We start from the raw sequence: 16,553 nt of genomic DNA, 5'->3' as shown, positions 1-16,553 counted from the left end.
TGTATGACACTATCATTACAAACCAGCATTTTAATATTAAAAGAACACCATCTACTTAAAAGTAGTGCAGTTCAAGATTTAGTTCCGATGGAATTTCAAAATATCAGCTATGACTCACGTAATGTAGATGTTGATTCCTTATTCTTCATTAAGGGTGAAAAATTCAGACCGACTTATCTGACAATGGCACGTGAAAATGGTGCGATTGCTTATGTGGCTGAACAGCCTCATATTGAAGGTAATGGGATGCACGCATTGATTGTTCGGGATGTTCAAAAAGCAATGGCACTACTTTCAGCAGCTTTTTTCAACTATCCACAAGATGATTTATTTGTTGTGGGGATTACAGGAACTAAAGGTAAAACGACATCTTCTTATTTCTTAAAGGGAATTTTAGATCAACAAAATAATAACAAAACAGCCTTATTTTCAACGGTTGATCGTATTGTAGGTCCAAAGCCAGAGGACACCTTCAAATCAGATTTAACAACGCCTGAATCACTTGACTTATTCCGTGATATGAGAAGGTCAGCTGATAATGGGATGACACACTTAGTAATGGAGGTTTCCTCACAAGCTTACAAGAAAAGTCGTGTGTTTGGTTTAACTTATGATTTAGGTATCTTTTTGAATATTACGCCTGATCATATTGGTGCCAATGAACATCCAAACTTCGATGATTACTTGCATTGTAAGTTACAGTTGTTAGTTAATTCTCGCAAAGTGATTATTAATGCCGAAACAGATCATTTTGATGAGATTTATTTGGCAGCAAAAACGACAACCAATCCAGATAGTATTTTCACGTATGGTCGTCAAAGCTATAAACTTAAGAGTCATTTTTATCAAAAACCAATTGATGTAACTTTTGAAAATATCGAATTTGATATGGCAAAATCCCAATTCAAAGTAACAACTGCAAAGCCTGAACTTAAAATTTCAGGTGACTACCAATTGAGTTTAATTGGTGATTTTAACGAAAGTAATGCTACAGCATCAATTATTGCGGGTAATCTAGTTGGCGTTGATCAATCTGAAATTGCAAAAGGTATTTCAGAGGTTCAAATTCCAGGAAGAATGCAAGTATTGAAGCTAAAAAATGGCGCAAACGTTATCATTGATTACGCTCATAATTTAGCTAGTATGCGGGCGTTATTATCCTTCTTAAAAACCGAATTTAATAATCCTAAAATGACGGTTGTCGTGGGGAGTCCTGGTGATAAAGGCGTTTCTCGTCGTAAAGATTTTGCGACGGCTTTAAATGAATTTGCAAGCCAAGTTTATTTAACAACTGATGATCCAGGATTTGAAAATCCACAAGACATTGCTAACGAAATTGATGAACAATTACATCATGATCAATTAACAGTTGAAATTGAGTTAGATCGAAAGACAGCAATCGAAAAAGCTCTTCAAACCAGCCAAAAAGATGATGTGATTATCTTAGCAGGTAAAGGAAATGATGCTTATCAAAAAGTCAGAGGGATTGACACACCTTATGAAACTGATCAAGTTATTGCTAAAGCTGCAATTAACGCACAGGATGTTCAGTAATGAGATCATTTTTTAGTATACTAGGCGGTATGGGAACGATTGCGACTGAAAGTTATGTGCGTTTAATCAATCACCGTGTCAAAATAAGTCGTGATCAAGATTACCTTAATTATATTTTAGTCAATCATGCGACTGTACCCGACCGAACATCGTACATTTTAAATCCTAGTGAGCACGAAAGTTTTTTGCCTTATTTAATTGAGGATATCGAACAACAAAACAAGTTAGGTCCTGATTTTATTGTGATGGTGTGCAATACGGCTCATTATTTTTATGAAGAACTACAAAAAAATAGCCAAGCACCTATCCTACATATGCCTCGCATTGCAATTAAACAAATGGTTTCACAATATCCAACGGAAGAAAAAATTGGATTAATTGCGACTCGTGGAACAATTGCAGATGGCATTTATAAAAATGAAATTGAAAAAGTGGGCAAAGAAGTTGTGCTTGGTGGTCCTGAAATTCAAGAACTGGTTGATGAGTTAATCTATCAAAATATCAAAGAAAAAGGCATTGTGGATGTAGCTCTTTATCATCAAATTTTGCAAAAAATGCATGATGATTATGGTGTTAATGTGATTGTTTTAGGTTGTACAGAGTTATCCTTAGCACAAGAAAAAGGTTCCAATCATCAGTATCAAGTAATTGATGCTCAAAGTATTATTGCAGATGTTACAATTGATTTGGCAACTCGTATTCGCAAAGGACAAGACAAGCAATCACTTATTAATCATTATCAAAAAGCTTAGACAAAATTGTCTAAGCTTTTTTAAAACTATTTTTTTGCATTATCGTGCAAAACTTTTTATGCTAGTATTACAGTATTATACGGTTTAGGAGTGTGAGATTTTGAAAGTATATACAATTACAGTTAACCCATCATTAGATTACGTGATGTCACTTGATTCACTTAACTTAGGTGAGGTCAATCGAGCGACTGAGGCAACTTTATTTGCAGGTGGAAAAGGAATTAATGTTTCCCAAATTTTGACGCAATTGGATGTTGAAAACTGCGCATTAGGATTTCTTGGCGGGTCAACTGGACAAGAATTATTGCAACAATTAAATCAAAAGAAAATTAAAAGCGATTTCACAACTATTCTTGAAAAGACCCGAATCAATGTCAAAGTTAAGGCAGATCAAGAAACAGAAATTAATGCAAGTGGTCCTAAAATTAGTATGCAAGAGCAACATACTTTTAAGACAAAACTAACGCAACTAACACCAGACGATATTGTGGTGATGTCAGGAAGTTTGGCAAAAGGATTGCCTGATGATTTTTATTTCCAATTAATCGATTTGATTAAAGAACAAGGTAGTCAATTTGTACTTGATACAAGTGGCCAAAGTTTATTAGATTGTCTAGCTAAAAAACCGTTAATGGTCAAACCCAATCATCATGAACTAGCTGATATATTTGATACAACCTTTACAAATCAAGAAGCTATTATTGAACATGGACGAAAATTACAACAACTCGGTGCACAAAATGTGATTGTATCAATGGCAGGAGACGGTGCTTACTTGATAACAGAAGACGAAGTTTATTATGCGAAACCACTTGAAGGAAAAGTCGTTAATTCAGTAGGTGCCGGTGATTCAATGGTTGCAGGTTTTGTTGGGACTTATAGTCAAACCCAAGATGCAATTGAAGCCTTCAAAATGGGCGTTGCTTGTGGGAGTGCTACGGCATTTACAGAAGATATCGCAACCGAACCACAAATCAATCAACAATTGAAGCATGTCGAAATAATCGAGATTTAATTCTCGATTTTTTGTTTTCATGTAGGCATTTTGTTAATATTATGATAAAGTGTTATATCGTAATAGTTACTATTTAAATCAACCGAGGTGTCAGAATAAATGGATGTTATAACTGTCAAAGATTTATCAGTCTCTTTTGAGGGACAACCTGTCTTTGAAGATTTATCTTTTAAGTTAAAGGAAGGTTCCACAACAAGTTTAATTGGTCAAAATGGTGTGGGAAAAACGACGCTAATTAGAGTCCTCATGCAAATGTTACAGCCCACAACTGGAAATGTGACTTACTCAAAGAAAGAAAATGGGGAACCAATTAAAGTCGGATATGTGCCACAATTTCGTAATATTGATAAGGACTATCCTTTATCTGTTAAAAACTTTATTCAATTGAATGCCGGGTTATTTAAAAGTAAAGCCTATAAACAAAGTGTGAATCATATTATTCAAGAAACTAACCTGACCAGCATTCAAAACTCATCTATGGGTGAATTGTCTGGTGGGGAAAAGCAACGGGCTTATTTAGCACAAGCCTTGATTGATAATCCTGATTTTATTATTTTGGATGAATCAACAGCTAGTCTTGATCCAACAGCTAAGTTGAGTTTAATGAGTCTAGTTAAGCAACTCAATGAAACCCGAAAAATAACCGTTTTATTTGCGACACACGATATTGAACTAGCAAAAGAATTTACGGAGGATTATATCTTTATGCAACCAGGAAGTTATGAAACTGGTAAAATTAAAAACTTTGATGAAAGTCGGGTGGGACGTTAATGTTTGCTTATGAATTTATGCGAAATGCTTTTTTTGCTAGTACATTTATTGCGATTGTAAGTGGTATCATTGGCGTTTTTGTAATCGCCCGTCAATTGAGCTTTTTGGCGCATACATTGTCTGAAATTGGCTTTGCAGGTGCTTCTTTTGCGGTATTTATGGGGATTTCGCCTTTGCTAGGAATGTTGCTCTTTACTTTATTAAGTTCAGTGAGTGTGGGGACATTGAGTTTGAAGTCTTCAAAACGAGAAACAGCAATTAGTGTTGTTTCCGCCTTTTTCACTGGTTTAGGAATTTTATTCTTATCACTATCAAATGCAAGTTCTAGATATGCCACCAATATTTTATTTGGTAGTATCATCAGTATTGATCAACAAGGTGTTTATCAATTAATTGGCTTGTCCGTTATTGTGCTAATTTCCGTATTCGTGTTATATCGTTGGTTAGCATTTGATTCATTTGATACGGTTGGAGCCGCTGCTCAAAAATTGCCAACGTTCTTAATTTCGATTTTATTTTTAATCCTACTAGCGATGAGTGTTAGTGTCGGGGCTCAGGTCGTGGGATCATTACTGGTATTTATTTTAATTACATTGCCAGCTTCAACCGCCAAATATTTAGGTAAATCAGTTTTATCAATGATTGCTTGGTCTGTCGGATTAGCTCTGCTTGGTGTTTGGGGCGGATTATATTTAAGTTATATTACCAACTGGCCTGTTACTTTCTTTATTTCATCCATTGAAGTGATTATTTATATTATGGTTTACCTCATTAAAAGAAGAGCATAAAAAATAAGCGTGTATTTACACGCTTATTTTTTTTAGTCTAAACTTGTTTTCGATTTGCGATTAAATAAATATAAAACAATTGGTAAGATAACGTAGCCAATAATCATAGCTGAAATCGCATAAAGATTAAGATGTGAACCTGTTGCATCGACAATTGAAAATTGACCTACCCAATCAAATTTGAACAATAAGAAGGCAGTTAGAACAAGTGAAATAACAGGAACAATCACATCAGTTGCTAAATTTCTTTTAGCTGTTGAAAGTGTTTTTTCAGTGTTTTTGCCATAAAAGAACATCATAACTGATAGAGGAACCACAATGAATTGTACAAAGCGAGATATAGTGCTGATAATAATAATGTTAGTCATGTTATATTGAAAAGCCATAGGAATCACAATCGCAATGACAATGGTAACCAAAAATGAAATGAATGGAATATTTTGTTGATTACGTTTAGCAAAAATAGCTGGAATTTGTTTTTCTTTAGCAATTGCTTCTAGTACACGTGGTGTGTGGAAAGAAGAAGCGACATTGATACCGAACATGGAAATTAATGCACCATAAAGCACAATGTTTTTAACGATACCGTTATCAAAGATATCAACTAAAGCGACAACTTGATTACTAAACACCAAAGCATGCGGATTAATCATCATTGAAATAGATACAATCCCAATATAAATTAATGCAATAATAAGCATCCCAAGTGGTAGCGCTTTAGGTAAGTTCTTTTCGGGCTGTTGCATATCATTTGACCCACTTGCAATGCTCTCAAAGCCATTTAACGCGTAAAAAGCTGTAATAGTAGCCATCACAAAAGTAGAGGTATTAAGTGAAGAAATTAAAGGCTGACCATTAGCATTTTGGAAGTTATTCACATCCAAGAAATGGTTAGCACCTGTACTGATTAATATGTAAACACCAAAAATGATAATCGTTAATAAAGCTAATAGCTTCCCAATTGTTGATAAGTTATTAATAATGGCAAAAATTTTAGGACCAAGCAAATTGATAACCAAAAGTAGTGCCATCAAAATAATAAAACCAAGTGTTAACAACCCAAAGTTGCTACTATCTAATTTCATAATAGCAAGAACAGTTTTAACCACACTCGTTGCCATTACACCCCAAGCAATACTTGCGGCAATAAAACGGGTAATCCCAACATAAAAACCAACGTTTCGACCAAATGCGGTTCGGGCATAGGCGTAAGCTGCCCCACCTTTTGAAACATATTTGGCTGCTGAAGCAAATGATAGGGCTAGTAGTGAAGCAAAGATGGCAGCAGCAACATACACAATAGGGGTGTAAGTCCCGGCCATTTTAACAACAGAACCTGGTGAAATAAAAATTCCTGATCCAATAATTGAGTTGATTGTCAGTAGCACAATCGACCAAAAACCTAACTTCTTACTCATGATAAACTCCCCTTATTTTGTATGATTAATGAGTGATTTGAATAACTGATTCATTAATTCAGACCGACGATGTAGCATTTCGGGATGCCACTGGACTGCTAATAAGAAGGGGTGAGTAGGACTTTCAAATCCTTCAATAACACCATCAGATGCAGTAGCAGAGACTACAAATGTATCAGCTAGTTGATTGATAACTTGATGGTGAAAGGAATTAACTAATGTTTGAGTTGTTTTTAAACTGTCAAACAGCTTTGAATCAGGTGCAATGTTAACAGAGTGTGTCGTCATATCAGGATGTTTTTGTTGGTTATGTTTGAGACTATCTTCTGATCGATAAGAGAGGTCTTGATGTAAAGAACCACCATGAAAGACATTCATAATTTGAGCACCACGACAAATTCCAAGCACGGGAATTTGTTTTTCTTCAGCGTATTTCAGTAAAGCAAAATCAAATTCATCACGTTCAGGGCTAATATCGCCTAAGTTTGCCTTGGGTTCTTCATGGTAAAAACGAGGTGAAACATCATGGCCACCTGATAAAATTAAAGCATCGACAGCATCAATTTGTTGCTTAATAACAGATGCGTCATTAGTTAATGGGATGATAAAAGGGATACCACCATTATCACTCACAGAAGTGACATAATCCTCGTTAACATAGCTACGTCTGTATCCGGGAAAAGGAGCACCCTCATCCGTAATAAAGCTACCTGAGATACCAATAATGGGTTGTGTCATAAAAAATCCTCCTAAATAGTAAAACTCGATTAATTATCTCAATAATAAGTGTTATACTTACTTTTTGCTAGTCAAATTGACAAAAGAATTAAATTTTTGTGTAATAAAATTGCGTTACTGTTGATTATTAGATAAAGTAGTATAGTGAAATATTAAGTTAAAACTTAGTGTTGGCTTTTTTGGGGGAGATATGGATGAATAAAAAAAGGGGATTAGCACTGATTATTTTCAGTGTCTTACTACTAGCTTTGGTTTATTTTGTGATGCCAGGTAGTTTTGCGGCTAATGAGAGTCATCAAAATAAATCAAGTGATATTATCCAAGGTAGTTATGCGGCTAGCAAGACACAAATGTCTTGGATGGTCTCATACTATTACTATCCTAAAAATTTCGATGAGCTAATTCAAAGTGGTCATCTTGTTTACAGTGGTAATGTTGTAGGCGTACAACCAGCTCCTTATGATAACTACCCAATGACTTTGGCAAAGGTCAAAGTTGATAAAGTTCTTCGAGGAGATCCAAGTTTACGCGGGCAGACTATTAATGTTTTATTTGCGGGTGGCGATATTAAAGAAAGTGATTTCAAAACTAATATGGGCGAATCCCCAATAGCCCCATCAAATAAAACGATTACAGTTGAGTATAGCGGAACTAAATTACCCGAAGTTGGCGATCAATTAGCAGGTATTATGAATAAAGCTACAACTGGAACTAATGGTATTAAAGATGATTTTTGGATGTTTGTGGCCCCAGGAAGTGTGTTCTTTAAAGACGATGACAATGTATATAAACGTCCCAAGGGATTTAAGAGCCCAGATAACAACGATCAAAATATTAATGAATCAATCACTAAATTAATTGAAGAAACAAAAGACTAGCTATTAGTGGCTAGTCTTTTTTAGTATAGCAGCAGCCAATTATACAAAAAAGTATGTTACGATGATGAAAATAAGGAGGAATTTAAGAATGAAAACATATCGTTCAACAGCATGGGTGCTGTTATTTAATGCTATTGTTAATATTTTGCTAGTTTTACCAATGGTGTCAAACACAATCTCATTGAAAGGATTTACAGATGTCATTATTGCTTTGACGTCAGCTTTTGTTTTGTACCAAAGCTACAAACATTATAAGTTACGCACTATCAATGTGAGCTCAGTATTACTAATTATTAGTGCTATTATCAGTTGGGGGAACTTTTTCATTGTGACATCTAGAGTACCGGCTGAAACTAATGCTTTAAGTTTATTACAATCACAAGATGCTAATTTGGTCTTAGTTTTAGGAGCTATTGTGGGTGTATTGAGAATAGTAGCTGTCGTGTTTGCGTTTATTGAGTATCATAAAGTAATGAAAATTGAAGAAGAGGCATAGTGGTTTATGACTAAACAAAACAGCAGTTTATCTAACTTTGTGTTAATTAATGCTATTTTAGGATTAGTTTTTTTACTATTGCCAGGGTGGTTAATGGTTTTTGCAGCAGTTATCATCATTATTATGAGCATGGTATTGCTTGATTCTGAATCAAGTAATCCAAAAGTCAAGAACTGGATTTCTATCTTGATGGTAATAGGTGTAGTAATTGTTGCTGGTGCAACACTATATGCCATGATGAATGCTGACAAAACATTACCGTCATCATTTACGATTTATGGGTCACAGAATCCATTTGATTCTAACCCATTTATGCAACAAGCAACGACAATCAAAAATATTCAAGCAGCAAATTCAATTGCGCTAATTGGAAGAATTGTAACGCTGACTGCATCAATTCTTTACTTTATTAATTATTATTCACTAAAAATAGCTAAACAATAGGAGATAGCCATGTTACCCAATGATAGTGTGTTTGCGTTTTTGCATAAACATAAAGTCGATTATCAACTTATTAATCATCCAGCAATCGAAAAAGTTAAAGAAGCGGATTTTGTTATTCCAGGATTAACTGTTAAAAACTTACTACTAAAAACGCAAAATAATCATTATTATTTGCTGGTTATTGCCGGTGATAAAAGAGCTGACTTGAAGTCAATTGCGACTCAACTTAGCGAAAAAAGATTGTCATTTGCTAGTCCGGAATTGATGAAATCATTGATAAAATTAACACCAGGAACTGTTAGTCCATTTGGGTTGTTGAATGATGAAAATCATCAAGTTCAAGTCATTGTTGATGAAAGTCTTAATCAAAATCGATTACTGGGGTTCCATCCTAATGTTAATCATCAGACCATAATGGTGAGATTCTCTGACTTTATTAATTTAATTGAAGCAATGGGTAATCAATATCGATTAATCAAATAAAAAAGAAGATGACCTTAGGGTCATCTTCTTTTTATTTTAAAGCTTGTACGATTTCAGCTTCCATTTTCTTAGGCGAAGTCATAGGTGCATAACGGTGAATAAGTTGTCCATATTTCCCAATTAAAAATTTAGTAAAGTTCCACTTGATGGCACCTTTACCAGATTGCTCTTTCAAGTAATTGATTAATGGATCAGCCTCATCACCATTTAATTTTACTTTTTTGGTCATTGGAAAAGTTACGCCGTAATGACGTTGACAGTAATCGGATGTATCTTGATCGTTTTCTAGTTCTTGATGAAATTGATTAGAAGGCAACCCAATCACTGCAAAACCCTTATCTTTATAGTCTTGATATAATTGTTCAATTGTTTCAAGTTGTGGTGCAAGTCCACATTTACTAGCGGTGTTGACAATTAATAGCACTTTGTCTTTGTAATCTGATAAATTGATGGGTTGACCATTCATTTCAGTTAAAGAAAAATCATAAATTGTTGGCATTGATTGACGTCCTTTCTGATTTATAATTAGTCCTAATTGTAATCCTGGCAGTCTTTTTTGTATAGTCAAAAATTTCAAAAAAAAACTTACGAGCAAAATTTTATTATGCTATTGTAATCTCTAGTGAGTTTAAAACAGAGGAGAGAGTTTAATGCCAAGAAATCACAAAGAAGAATTAATTTTTGGAACAATTATGTGTGGATTGATGGTTTTAGGAATGAGTGCCTACAACTTGACTATTCACAATGCATTTGCAATTGATAGAGTATTAATTGGATTTATTCCCGGATTCATTGTTGCATTTATTTTAGATAATTTTATTGTTGGAATTTTAGCGAAAAAAATCACGTTCAAACTACCGATTAACTTAGAAAAGAAATGGCAAGTGATTATCACTCTATCATTTTTCATGGTTTTAGGAATGGTAACGCTAATGTCTATTTATGGTCTAGTTGCCCAAGGTCAACTTCATGGCGATATCTTGCCTAAATACTTAAGAGCATGGGGCTTTAACTTTATTATGGCACTGCCTTTACAGTTAATTATTGTCGGCCCAGTTTCACGTTACTTCTTACAAAAAATTCAAAATAACGCAGACGCAAAAAAAGCTTAGATAAAATTATCTAAGCTTTTTTGCTACAAATGAAGTCAAATAAAGTGAAATGACCACAAATATTGTCAGTAAAATAGTTTTTAGTGTGAACAGGTGGTTTACGGTTATCAAACGATAACCAACAACAATCACTAACCCAATAGGGATAATATGTTGCAATAATCGGTGGTCAATTCTGCCTGTTAAAAATTGAAGAATCACAAGCAAAGCAAAAATGAAAAACATTTTTTAGAATCCTTCTTCAATTAGTTGTTCAAGTTCATTTAAACGGTCTTCAAAAATTGCAAATGCTTTTTTCAAGTAGTCTGGTTTGGTCATATCCACACCAGCTTTTTTCATGGTTTCAATTGGGTAATCTGAACTACCAGATTTTAAGTAGTTTAAGTAGTTTTCAATAGCTTGTGGGTCTTGCTTCATAATGCCTTCTGAAAGGGTTGAAGCCGCCGCAAAACCAGTCGCATATTGATAAACATAGTAGTTCATATAAAAGTGTGGAATACGAGACCATTCAAGTGCAATTTCTGGATCACGTGTCACATCAGGACCATAGTAGTGAGCGTTTAATTCGCCATAATAATCACTGAGTAGGTCAGCTGTTAGAGCTTGACCTGCTTGATCTTGTTGGTGGATAAAGTGCTCAAATTCTGCAAACTGTGTTTGACGGAAAACAGTTCCCTTAAATCCGTCTAAGTAATGGTTAAGTAAAAAGGCACGTGTTTTTTTGTCACTTACTTGTTTGAGCAAGTATTCTGTTAACAAGTTTTCGTTAGTTGTTGAGGCAATTTCAGCAATGAAGATGGGATAATCACCGTAAACATAAGGTTGATTATGACGCGTATACCAGCTGTGCATAGAGTGTCCGGTTTCGTGAACTAATGTGTATAAGTTATCCAAGTTATCTTGCCAGTTTAATAATTGGTAAGGTGGTGTGTCATAAGCACCACCTGAATAAGCACCAGAACGTTTACCTTTGTTTTCGACAACATCGATATAACGGTTGTTGAAAATTTCATCAACGTGTTCTAAATAATCTTCCCCTAAAACGCTTAGTGCTTTTTTAGCTTCAGCTTTGGCACTTTCATAATCATAAGAGAGCTGGGGTTCACCAATTAGAGAAACATACATATCGTACATATGAAGTTCATCAACATCCAGTAGCTTCTTACGAAGTTTAACGTAACGGTGAAGTAAAGGAAGATGGTTATTAACTTCTTCTACTAATGTATCGTAAACGGTTGTTGGGATATGTGTGTGGGATAAAGCTGCCTCACGTGCATCTTGGTAGTTGTGGGTTTGAGCCAAGTAATTATGACGTTTAACTTCTCCTGAAAGTGTTTGAGCTAATGTATTTTGGAACTGGCCATAAGCTTGGTAAAGTCCTGCAAACGCACCTTGACGGACATCTTGATGAACAGATTCAAGTAAACGACTGTAAAGTCCGTTGGACAATTGAACCATATAACCATCTTCATCTTCCACAAATGGATATTCCATGTCAGAGTTGGTTAAAACGTTAAAAGTGCTAGCTGATGCCCCAAAAGCATCGCCTGCAGCAGCAATAAGTTGTTCTTGTTTAGCATCTAGTGTGTGATCTTTTTCATTGCGAGCTTCTTCAAGGAAGTGGTCGTAGTGTTTAAGTTCTTCGTTATCTTGGTAAAATTGTGCTAATTTATCATCTGATAGTTGAATTAATGTAGGTACTAAAAAGGCAGTTGCAGCACTGACTTTAGCTGCTAAAGATCCTGCTTTAGCATCAAAAGCTAAGTATTTGGCATTGTTAGTATCCACATCACTATTCATACTAGCGTAAACATAAACTTTTTCGAGTTTACGCCAAGTGGCTAGAATTTCGGTAATCCCATTGAGTAAGTTATCAGCTGAACTAATTAAAGTTTCTTCTAAAGCTTCAATTTTTGGGATTTCAGCTTCAACCTCTTTGAAAGCTTGCTCAAAATCATCATCTGTTTTGAAAACAAGCGATAAGTCCCAAGTCAGTTCTTTAGGAACATCTTGTCGTTTTGGTAAATGTGATGCATCGCTCATAATAAATCCTCCTGTCGTATTATTAAGAATAGGGTACCACAGATTCATTTAAATTTAATCAAAAAACTAAAAGATTGATAAATATCAGTAAAATCAATGCATTTAGCGTTGATTTTAGATAGAATAAATAGGGAAATAGGGAGGTTTATCTAATGAGAGATGATTATCAACGCAATGAGAGCTTAAAACGCACCAAAAAAATGAAAAGAAAGACAAAATTCACTCATATTTTAGGATTAGCACTGGTGTTAGTTATTGCTTTAACAGGTGCTAACTTAGCCAAAGTTTATTTACATGCTAAAAGTGCGATTAATCAAACTTATCATCCGGTTGATAACAAGCAAACAACAGCAATCGAAGAACAAAAACCGATTTCAATTTTACTTTTGGGAACGGATACAGGAGCATTTGATCGAGGTGATGATCGTGGAAATTCAGATACATTAATTTTAGCGACAATCAACCCTAAAACTAAACAAACAACTCTGACCTCAGTACCTCGAGACATGTTGACGGAGATACAAGATGATAATACAGGGATGCAAAAAGTAAACTCTGCTTATAATATTGGTGGTTCAAGCTTGGCAATGAAAACTGTCTCTTCATTAGTAAATGTTCCAATTGATTATTATGTTACCGTTAATATGGGAGCTTTAGAAAATATTGTTGATGCTATTGGTGGTGTTGAGGTAGATGTGCCATTTGCCTTTTATTATGGCTGGACACAGTTTGAAAAAGGACCACGCACACTAACTGGTCATGGGGCCCTAGATTACACTAGAATGCGTTATGATGATCCAGAAGGAGACTATGGTCGACAAAAACGCCAACGTCAAGTGATTGAAGCCATCGCCAAAAAAGCGTTATCATTAGATTCGGTTGCTAATTTTGAATCGATTTTTAACGTCATCAAATCAAATATGCAAACAAATTTAAGTTTTGACAACATGGTAGGATTATTCAACAATTACCGTCATGCTGCCCAATCCATTAGCTCTGATTATATTCATGGTAAAGATGCTTGGCTTTCTGGGGGATCTTATCAATTAGCTTCAACTGATGAACTACAGCGTATTTCAAATGCACTGCGTCAAAATCTTGAACTTTCACCTGAAACGGTTGATAATACTGAAACTAAACAGAATCAATTGAATAAACAAGTTGACTGGAAGGATTTAGATGCGGAATACAACTATACGATTTACTCAGATGAAAAGTTAAAGAATTTGCCAAAATCTAGCCAACAACAGTCATCTTCTCAATCAAGTAGTCATTAGTTTTTTGAAAACAAACAAAAAAGACTGGAATTCATCCAGTCTTTTTTCAATTAAGAAACCACTTCTACCGTTGCGTATAAAATACCTGCAGAAGGAATTTGACTATTTGGCATTGCCACATCTAATTGACGTGGGTTTGAATAAGCAAAAGTTCCTGTATCATTAACGGTACGGTACCAAACTGTACCATCAGATAATGTAATTTTAAGTTTTGTACCTTTTGGAAAAACAGATAAGTTAGCAGCAACACCGCTGTAACCCATGTTTGATCCTAAAACAGCGGGATCATAAAAACTCAATTTAAACGTTCCTTGGTTTGAAGTTTGCTCAGCAGCTTGAGAAACAGCAGCTTGTTGCTGTGCTTGAGCTTGTGCAGCAGCTTCTTGTTGATGTTGTTGTTCTTGTAATTGTGCTTGTTTTTCAGCTTCTAAGCGTTCTTGTTCTTTCACTTGAGCTTGGCGTTCTTGTTCAGCTAAAACAGCAGCTTTAAAGGCTTCTTTCTTTTGTTCGGCTTGCTGATTATCATAATCAGTGATAATTTGTTTAGCGTGAGTCAATTCACTAACAAGCTGTTGGTCAACGATATAAGTTTTAGGTTGAGTTGTTGCAAATACGGTTGTTAGGCGGTTACCTAAGCCAATAATTAATAAGATGGTTAATGTTGTTAACGTTATTATGATTGATTTTTTATTGTTAAAAATAATAATCTCTCCTTTGTGATCATTCCACTATCGAATAATGATCATTATACGTTATCATTATTGCGGATAAGTGATGATAACATTACAAAATGCGTTATAATTGTTACATCGAAACATTGCTGTAATATAACATCGTTATCAATTAGAAAAGAGGAATACACATGAAAACAAAAACTTATTTTCCCTTTATTATGGGCGCTATAGCTGCTATCATCACATTTATAATGGGATTATTTATTGCTTACAAGAACTTCAATTTGTCAGCAGAAATTTCACTAGGAATCGCAATTCTGTTGGCAGTATTGATGTTTGGATTTACTTACATGCGTGCACAGTCTTCAATTAAAATTAAAAAAATTGTTGAAAAATATGACCTAACAGCCGCTGAATTGGCTGAAATTACGGGTCGACGTGAACGTGATTTTCCAATCACAAAAGGCAAACTTCAATTGATTGTCCCTTATCGATACTGGGCACAAATTTTGACAAAATTAGAACAATACGAAAGAGAGCATCCAAAAAATTAATGGCAGTTTTAACAATTAATAACTTATCACATACGTTTATCGATAAAGAGATTTATCGCGATACCAATTTACAATTAAATAAAGAAGACCACTTAGGAATTACTGGGCAAAATGGTGTGGGTAAAAGTACCCTAATTAAAATTTTGACAGGTGAAATGACACCTGATGAAGGTAATATTACTTGGCAAAAGAATTTACACATTGGCTATTTAGACCAATATGCTAACTTAAAACCAGGTCAAAGTGTCCGTCAATTTTTACGGACAGCTTTTGATTGGCTTTATGAACAAGAGCAAAAAATGCAAGGTTTCTATGAGCAATATGCGACTGAAATGGATGATGACTACCTAGAAAAAGCAGGTAAAATTCAGACTTTACTAGAAGAACGTGGATTTTACGATATTGATACTAAAATCGAAGTTGTTGCCAGTGGGTTGGGAATTGATGCTATTGGGTATGATCATGATGTGAGTCAATTATCTGGTGGACAACGTTCAAAACTAATTTTGGCGAAACTATTACTTGAACATCCAGATGTGCTACTACTTGATGAGCCTACGAACTACCTTGATACGAACCATATTGATTGGCTATCTGACTTCTTGAATAATTTTGCAGGCGCCTTTATTGTGGTGAGTCACGATCAAGACTTCTTAGATAAAATTACCAATGTAATTGCCGATATTGAATTCGGTAAAATCACCAAATATACAGGTAGCTTAGAACAAGCAATGAAGCAAAAAGAAGCTAACCAAATTACGTATATGAAAGCTTACGAAAACCAACAAAAACATATTGAAAAAACCGAAGCTTATATTCGTAAGTTTAAAGCGGGTTCACGTTCAAAAAGTGCACAAAGTCGTCAAAAACAATTGAATCGACTAGAACGTATGACACCACCTAAATTTAATAAACAAGCTAACTTAGAGTTTGATTATCAACCAATTTCAGCCCGTATTTTAGTAAATGCTAACAATTTAAAAATTGGTTACGATGGTCAAGCATTGGTAGAGCATCCGTTTAACTTTTCAGTCGCAAATGGTGAAATTGTTGCGATTAAAGGATTTAACGGAATTGGGAAATCAACGCTACTTAAAACATTATTGAATATTATTCCAAAAATTGAAGGGGATATTGAATTAGCTCATAATGTCAAAATTAACTATTTTGAACAAACACTAAAATGGGCAAATAAAAAAGATACCCCACTACAAATTTTACAGGCTCAATACCCTGATCAAGAAGCAAAACATCTACGTCAAATTTTAGCCCGTACAGGATTAACGGCTCAGCAAGTGATGTCTGAAGTTGGGACACTTTCTGGTGGGGAACAAATGAAGGTTAAATTAGCTAGTTTAATGAATCAAACCAGTAACTTAATGTTCCTTGATGAGCCTACAAACCACTTGGATGCAGCGACAAAAGGTGCACTAAGACGTGCTATTCAAGATTATGAAGGTGGCGTGATTATCGTAAGTCACGAAGCCGACTTCTTTGAAGGTGACTGGGTAGATAAAGTTATCGATATCGAAGCAATGAACAAATAAAGGAGTAGC

19 protein-coding genes are annotated in these 16,553 nt (G+C 34.9%); 13 read left to right on the top strand and 6 right to left on the bottom strand.

The features are described 5' to 3' along the window. Positions 1 to 3: 3 nt before the first annotated feature. The 5 genes from R4Y45_RS00600 to R4Y45_RS00580 all read left to right on the top strand — a co-directional run bounded on the left by R4Y45_RS00600 (position 4) and on the right by R4Y45_RS00580 (position 4,880). The gene (locus tag R4Y45_RS00600) at positions 4 to 1,554 is read left to right on the top strand and encodes a UDP-N-acetylmuramoyl-L-alanyl-D-glutamate--2,6-diaminopimelate ligase (RefSeq protein ID WP_339968237.1); all 1,551 of its coding nucleotides are present in this window, start codon (positions 4 to 6) and stop codon (positions 1,552 to 1,554) included. Then, positions 1,554 to 2,306 carry an aspartate/glutamate racemase family protein gene (locus R4Y45_RS00595; RefSeq protein WP_339968235.1) on the top strand — a complete coding sequence of 251 codons (753 nt, stop codon included), beginning with the start codon at positions 1,554 to 1,556 and terminating at the stop codon, positions 2,304 to 2,306. Before R4Y45_RS00600 ends, R4Y45_RS00595 begins: the two co-directional genes overlap by 1 nt. Before the next feature lie 100 nt (positions 2,307 to 2,406). After that, on the top strand, positions 2,407 to 3,321 hold the full coding sequence (gene pfkB, locus R4Y45_RS00590) for a 1-phosphofructokinase (RefSeq protein WP_339968233.1): 915 nt from the start codon (positions 2,407 to 2,409) through the stop codon (positions 3,319 to 3,321). Positions 3,322 to 3,420: 99 nt separating this feature from the next. After that, a complete protein-coding gene (locus R4Y45_RS00585; protein ID WP_339968231.1) occupies positions 3,421 to 4,092 on the top strand; it encodes a metal ABC transporter ATP-binding protein in 672 nt (223 codons plus the stop codon). Next, positions 4,092 to 4,880 (top strand): metal ABC transporter permease, encoded by a 789-nt coding sequence (locus R4Y45_RS00580; RefSeq protein WP_339968229.1) that lies wholly within the window; start codon positions 4,092 to 4,094, stop codon positions 4,878 to 4,880. The genes R4Y45_RS00585 and R4Y45_RS00580 overlap by 1 nt, the downstream gene beginning before the upstream one ends. Positions 4,881 to 4,912: 32 nt before the next feature. Here the strand turns inward: R4Y45_RS00580 and R4Y45_RS00575 are convergent, their stop codons facing one another. Both R4Y45_RS00575 and R4Y45_RS00570 read right to left on the bottom strand, forming a co-directional pair. Continuing rightward, positions 4,913 to 6,298 carry an APC family permease gene (locus tag R4Y45_RS00575; RefSeq protein WP_339968227.1) on the bottom strand — a complete coding sequence of 462 codons (1,386 nt, stop codon included), beginning with the start codon at positions 6,296 to 6,298 and terminating at the stop codon, positions 4,913 to 4,915. Between the two features lie 12 nt (positions 6,299 to 6,310). Further along, complete coding sequence (locus R4Y45_RS00570; protein ID WP_339968224.1) at positions 6,311 to 7,036, bottom strand: gamma-glutamyl-gamma-aminobutyrate hydrolase family protein; 726 nt, start codon at positions 7,034 to 7,036, stop codon at positions 6,311 to 6,313. Between the two features lie 194 nt (positions 7,037 to 7,230). On the opposite strand from R4Y45_RS00570, the gene R4Y45_RS00565 reads away from it, so the two are divergent. The 4 genes from R4Y45_RS00565 (at position 7,231) to R4Y45_RS00550 (ending at position 9,337) form a co-directional block, all read left to right on the top strand. Further along, the gene (locus R4Y45_RS00565; protein ID WP_339968222.1) at positions 7,231 to 7,914 is read left to right on the top strand and encodes a hypothetical protein; all 684 of its coding nucleotides are present in this window, start codon (positions 7,231 to 7,233) and stop codon (positions 7,912 to 7,914) included. Positions 7,915 to 8,002: 88 nt separating this feature from the next. Beyond that, entirely contained in the window at positions 8,003 to 8,410 is a 408-nt protein-coding gene (locus R4Y45_RS00560) for a hypothetical protein (protein WP_339968220.1), read from the top strand. A 6-nt stretch (positions 8,411 to 8,416) separates the two neighbouring features. Further along, complete coding sequence (locus tag R4Y45_RS00555; protein ID WP_339968218.1) at positions 8,417 to 8,854, top strand: hypothetical protein; 438 nt, start codon at positions 8,417 to 8,419, stop codon at positions 8,852 to 8,854. Positions 8,855 to 8,863: 9 nt separating this feature from the next. Continuing rightward, positions 8,864 to 9,337, top strand: a complete 474-nt coding sequence (locus R4Y45_RS00550; RefSeq protein WP_339968216.1) for a prolyl-tRNA synthetase associated domain-containing protein — start codon at positions 8,864 to 8,866, stop codon at positions 9,335 to 9,337. A 31-nt stretch (positions 9,338 to 9,368) separates the two neighbouring features. Here R4Y45_RS00550 and R4Y45_RS00545 read toward each other — a convergent pair whose 3' ends face one another. Continuing rightward, entirely contained in the window at positions 9,369 to 9,836 is a 468-nt protein-coding gene (locus R4Y45_RS00545; protein WP_339968214.1) for a glutathione peroxidase, read from the bottom strand. Between the two features lie 151 nt (positions 9,837 to 9,987). Between R4Y45_RS00545 and R4Y45_RS00540 the strand changes: the two genes are divergently transcribed. Further along, on the top strand, positions 9,988 to 10,449 hold the full coding sequence (locus tag R4Y45_RS00540; protein WP_339968212.1) for a DUF2798 domain-containing protein: 462 nt from the start codon (positions 9,988 to 9,990) through the stop codon (positions 10,447 to 10,449). 6 nt (positions 10,450 to 10,455) lie between these two features. Here the strand turns inward: R4Y45_RS00540 and R4Y45_RS00535 are convergent, their stop codons facing one another. Next, entirely contained in the window at positions 10,456 to 10,674 is a 219-nt protein-coding gene (locus R4Y45_RS00535; protein WP_339968210.1) for a hypothetical protein, read from the bottom strand. 3 nt (positions 10,675 to 10,677) lie between these two features. Further along, positions 10,678 to 12,492 carry an oligoendopeptidase F gene (pepF, locus tag R4Y45_RS00530; RefSeq protein WP_339968208.1) on the bottom strand — a complete coding sequence of 605 codons (1,815 nt, stop codon included), beginning with the start codon at positions 12,490 to 12,492 and terminating at the stop codon, positions 10,678 to 10,680. Between the two features lie 152 nt (positions 12,493 to 12,644). On the opposite strand from pepF, the gene R4Y45_RS00525 reads away from it, so the two are divergent. Then, on the top strand, positions 12,645 to 13,769 hold the full coding sequence (locus tag R4Y45_RS00525; RefSeq protein ID WP_339968205.1) for an LCP family glycopolymer transferase: 1,125 nt from the start codon (positions 12,645 to 12,647) through the stop codon (positions 13,767 to 13,769). 50 nt (positions 13,770 to 13,819) lie between these two features. On the opposite strand, the gene R4Y45_RS00520 is transcribed toward R4Y45_RS00525, so the two are convergent. Continuing rightward, positions 13,820 to 14,353 carry a hydrolase gene (locus R4Y45_RS00520; protein ID WP_412747367.1) on the bottom strand — a complete coding sequence of 178 codons (534 nt, stop codon included), beginning with the start codon at positions 14,351 to 14,353 and terminating at the stop codon, positions 13,820 to 13,822. Between the two features lie 278 nt (positions 14,354 to 14,631). Here R4Y45_RS00520 and R4Y45_RS00515 point away from each other — a divergent pair, with 278 nt between their 5' ends. Then, entirely contained in the window at positions 14,632 to 14,997 is a 366-nt protein-coding gene (locus tag R4Y45_RS00515) for a hypothetical protein (RefSeq protein ID WP_339968203.1), read from the top strand. Next, entirely contained in the window at positions 14,997 to 16,544 is a 1,548-nt protein-coding gene (locus R4Y45_RS00510) for an ABC-F family ATP-binding cassette domain-containing protein (protein WP_339968201.1), read from the top strand. Before R4Y45_RS00515 ends, R4Y45_RS00510 begins: the two co-directional genes overlap by 1 nt. Positions 16,545 to 16,553: the final 9 nt, after the last annotated feature.

Origin of the sequence: Holzapfeliella saturejae (assembly GCF_037546065.1) — a bacterium.
GTDB classification, from domain to species: domain Bacteria; phylum Bacillota; class Bacilli; order Lactobacillales; family Lactobacillaceae; genus Holzapfeliella; species Holzapfeliella saturejae.
The sequence above is the reverse complement of the archived record's forward strand: the minus strand, read 5'-3'. Positions and strand labels throughout refer to the sequence as shown.

Bases quoted from the DNA above. Each gene is read 5' to 3' on its own strand.
- R4Y45_RS00550 (WP_339968216.1), top strand. From the start codon at position 8,864: ATGTTACCCAATGATAGTGTGTTTGCGTTTTTGCATAAACATAAAGTC.
- R4Y45_RS00515 (WP_339968203.1), top strand. From the start codon at position 14,632: ATGAAAACAAAAACTTATTTTCCCTTTATTATGGGCGCTATAGCTGCT.
- R4Y45_RS00570 (WP_339968224.1), bottom strand. From the start codon at position 7,036: ATGACACAACCCATTATTGGTATCTCAGGTAGCTTTATTACGGATGAG.
- pepF (WP_339968208.1), bottom strand. From the start codon at position 12,492: ATGAGCGATGCATCACATTTACCAAAACGACAAGATGTTCCTAAAGAA.
- R4Y45_RS00545 (WP_339968214.1), bottom strand. From the start codon at position 9,836: ATGCCAACAATTTATGATTTTTCTTTAACTGAAATGAATGGTCAACCC.
- R4Y45_RS00585 (WP_339968231.1), top strand. From the start codon at position 3,421: ATGGATGTTATAACTGTCAAAGATTTATCAGTCTCTTTTGAGGGACAA.
- R4Y45_RS00565 (WP_339968222.1), top strand. From the start codon at position 7,231: ATGAATAAAAAAAGGGGATTAGCACTGATTATTTTCAGTGTCTTACTA.
- R4Y45_RS00540 (WP_339968212.1), top strand. From the start codon at position 9,988: ATGCCAAGAAATCACAAAGAAGAATTAATTTTTGGAACAATTATGTGT.
- R4Y45_RS00600 (WP_339968237.1), top strand. From the start codon at position 4: ATGACACTATCATTACAAACCAGCATTTTAATATTAAAAGAACACCAT.
- R4Y45_RS00525 (WP_339968205.1), top strand. From the start codon at position 12,645: ATGAGAGATGATTATCAACGCAATGAGAGCTTAAAACGCACCAAAAAA.
- R4Y45_RS00560 (WP_339968220.1), top strand. From the start codon at position 8,003: ATGAAAACATATCGTTCAACAGCATGGGTGCTGTTATTTAATGCTATT.
- R4Y45_RS00510 (WP_339968201.1), top strand. From the start codon at position 14,997: ATGGCAGTTTTAACAATTAATAACTTATCACATACGTTTATCGATAAA.
- R4Y45_RS00535 (WP_339968210.1), bottom strand. From the start codon at position 10,674: ATGTTTTTCATTTTTGCTTTGCTTGTGATTCTTCAATTTTTAACAGGC.
- R4Y45_RS00575 (WP_339968227.1), bottom strand. From the start codon at position 6,298: ATGAGTAAGAAGTTAGGTTTTTGGTCGATTGTGCTACTGACAATCAAC.
- R4Y45_RS00555 (WP_339968218.1), top strand. From the start codon at position 8,417: ATGACTAAACAAAACAGCAGTTTATCTAACTTTGTGTTAATTAATGCT.
- R4Y45_RS00595 (WP_339968235.1), top strand. From the start codon at position 1,554: ATGAGATCATTTTTTAGTATACTAGGCGGTATGGGAACGATTGCGACT.
- R4Y45_RS00580 (WP_339968229.1), top strand. From the start codon at position 4,092: ATGTTTGCTTATGAATTTATGCGAAATGCTTTTTTTGCTAGTACATTT.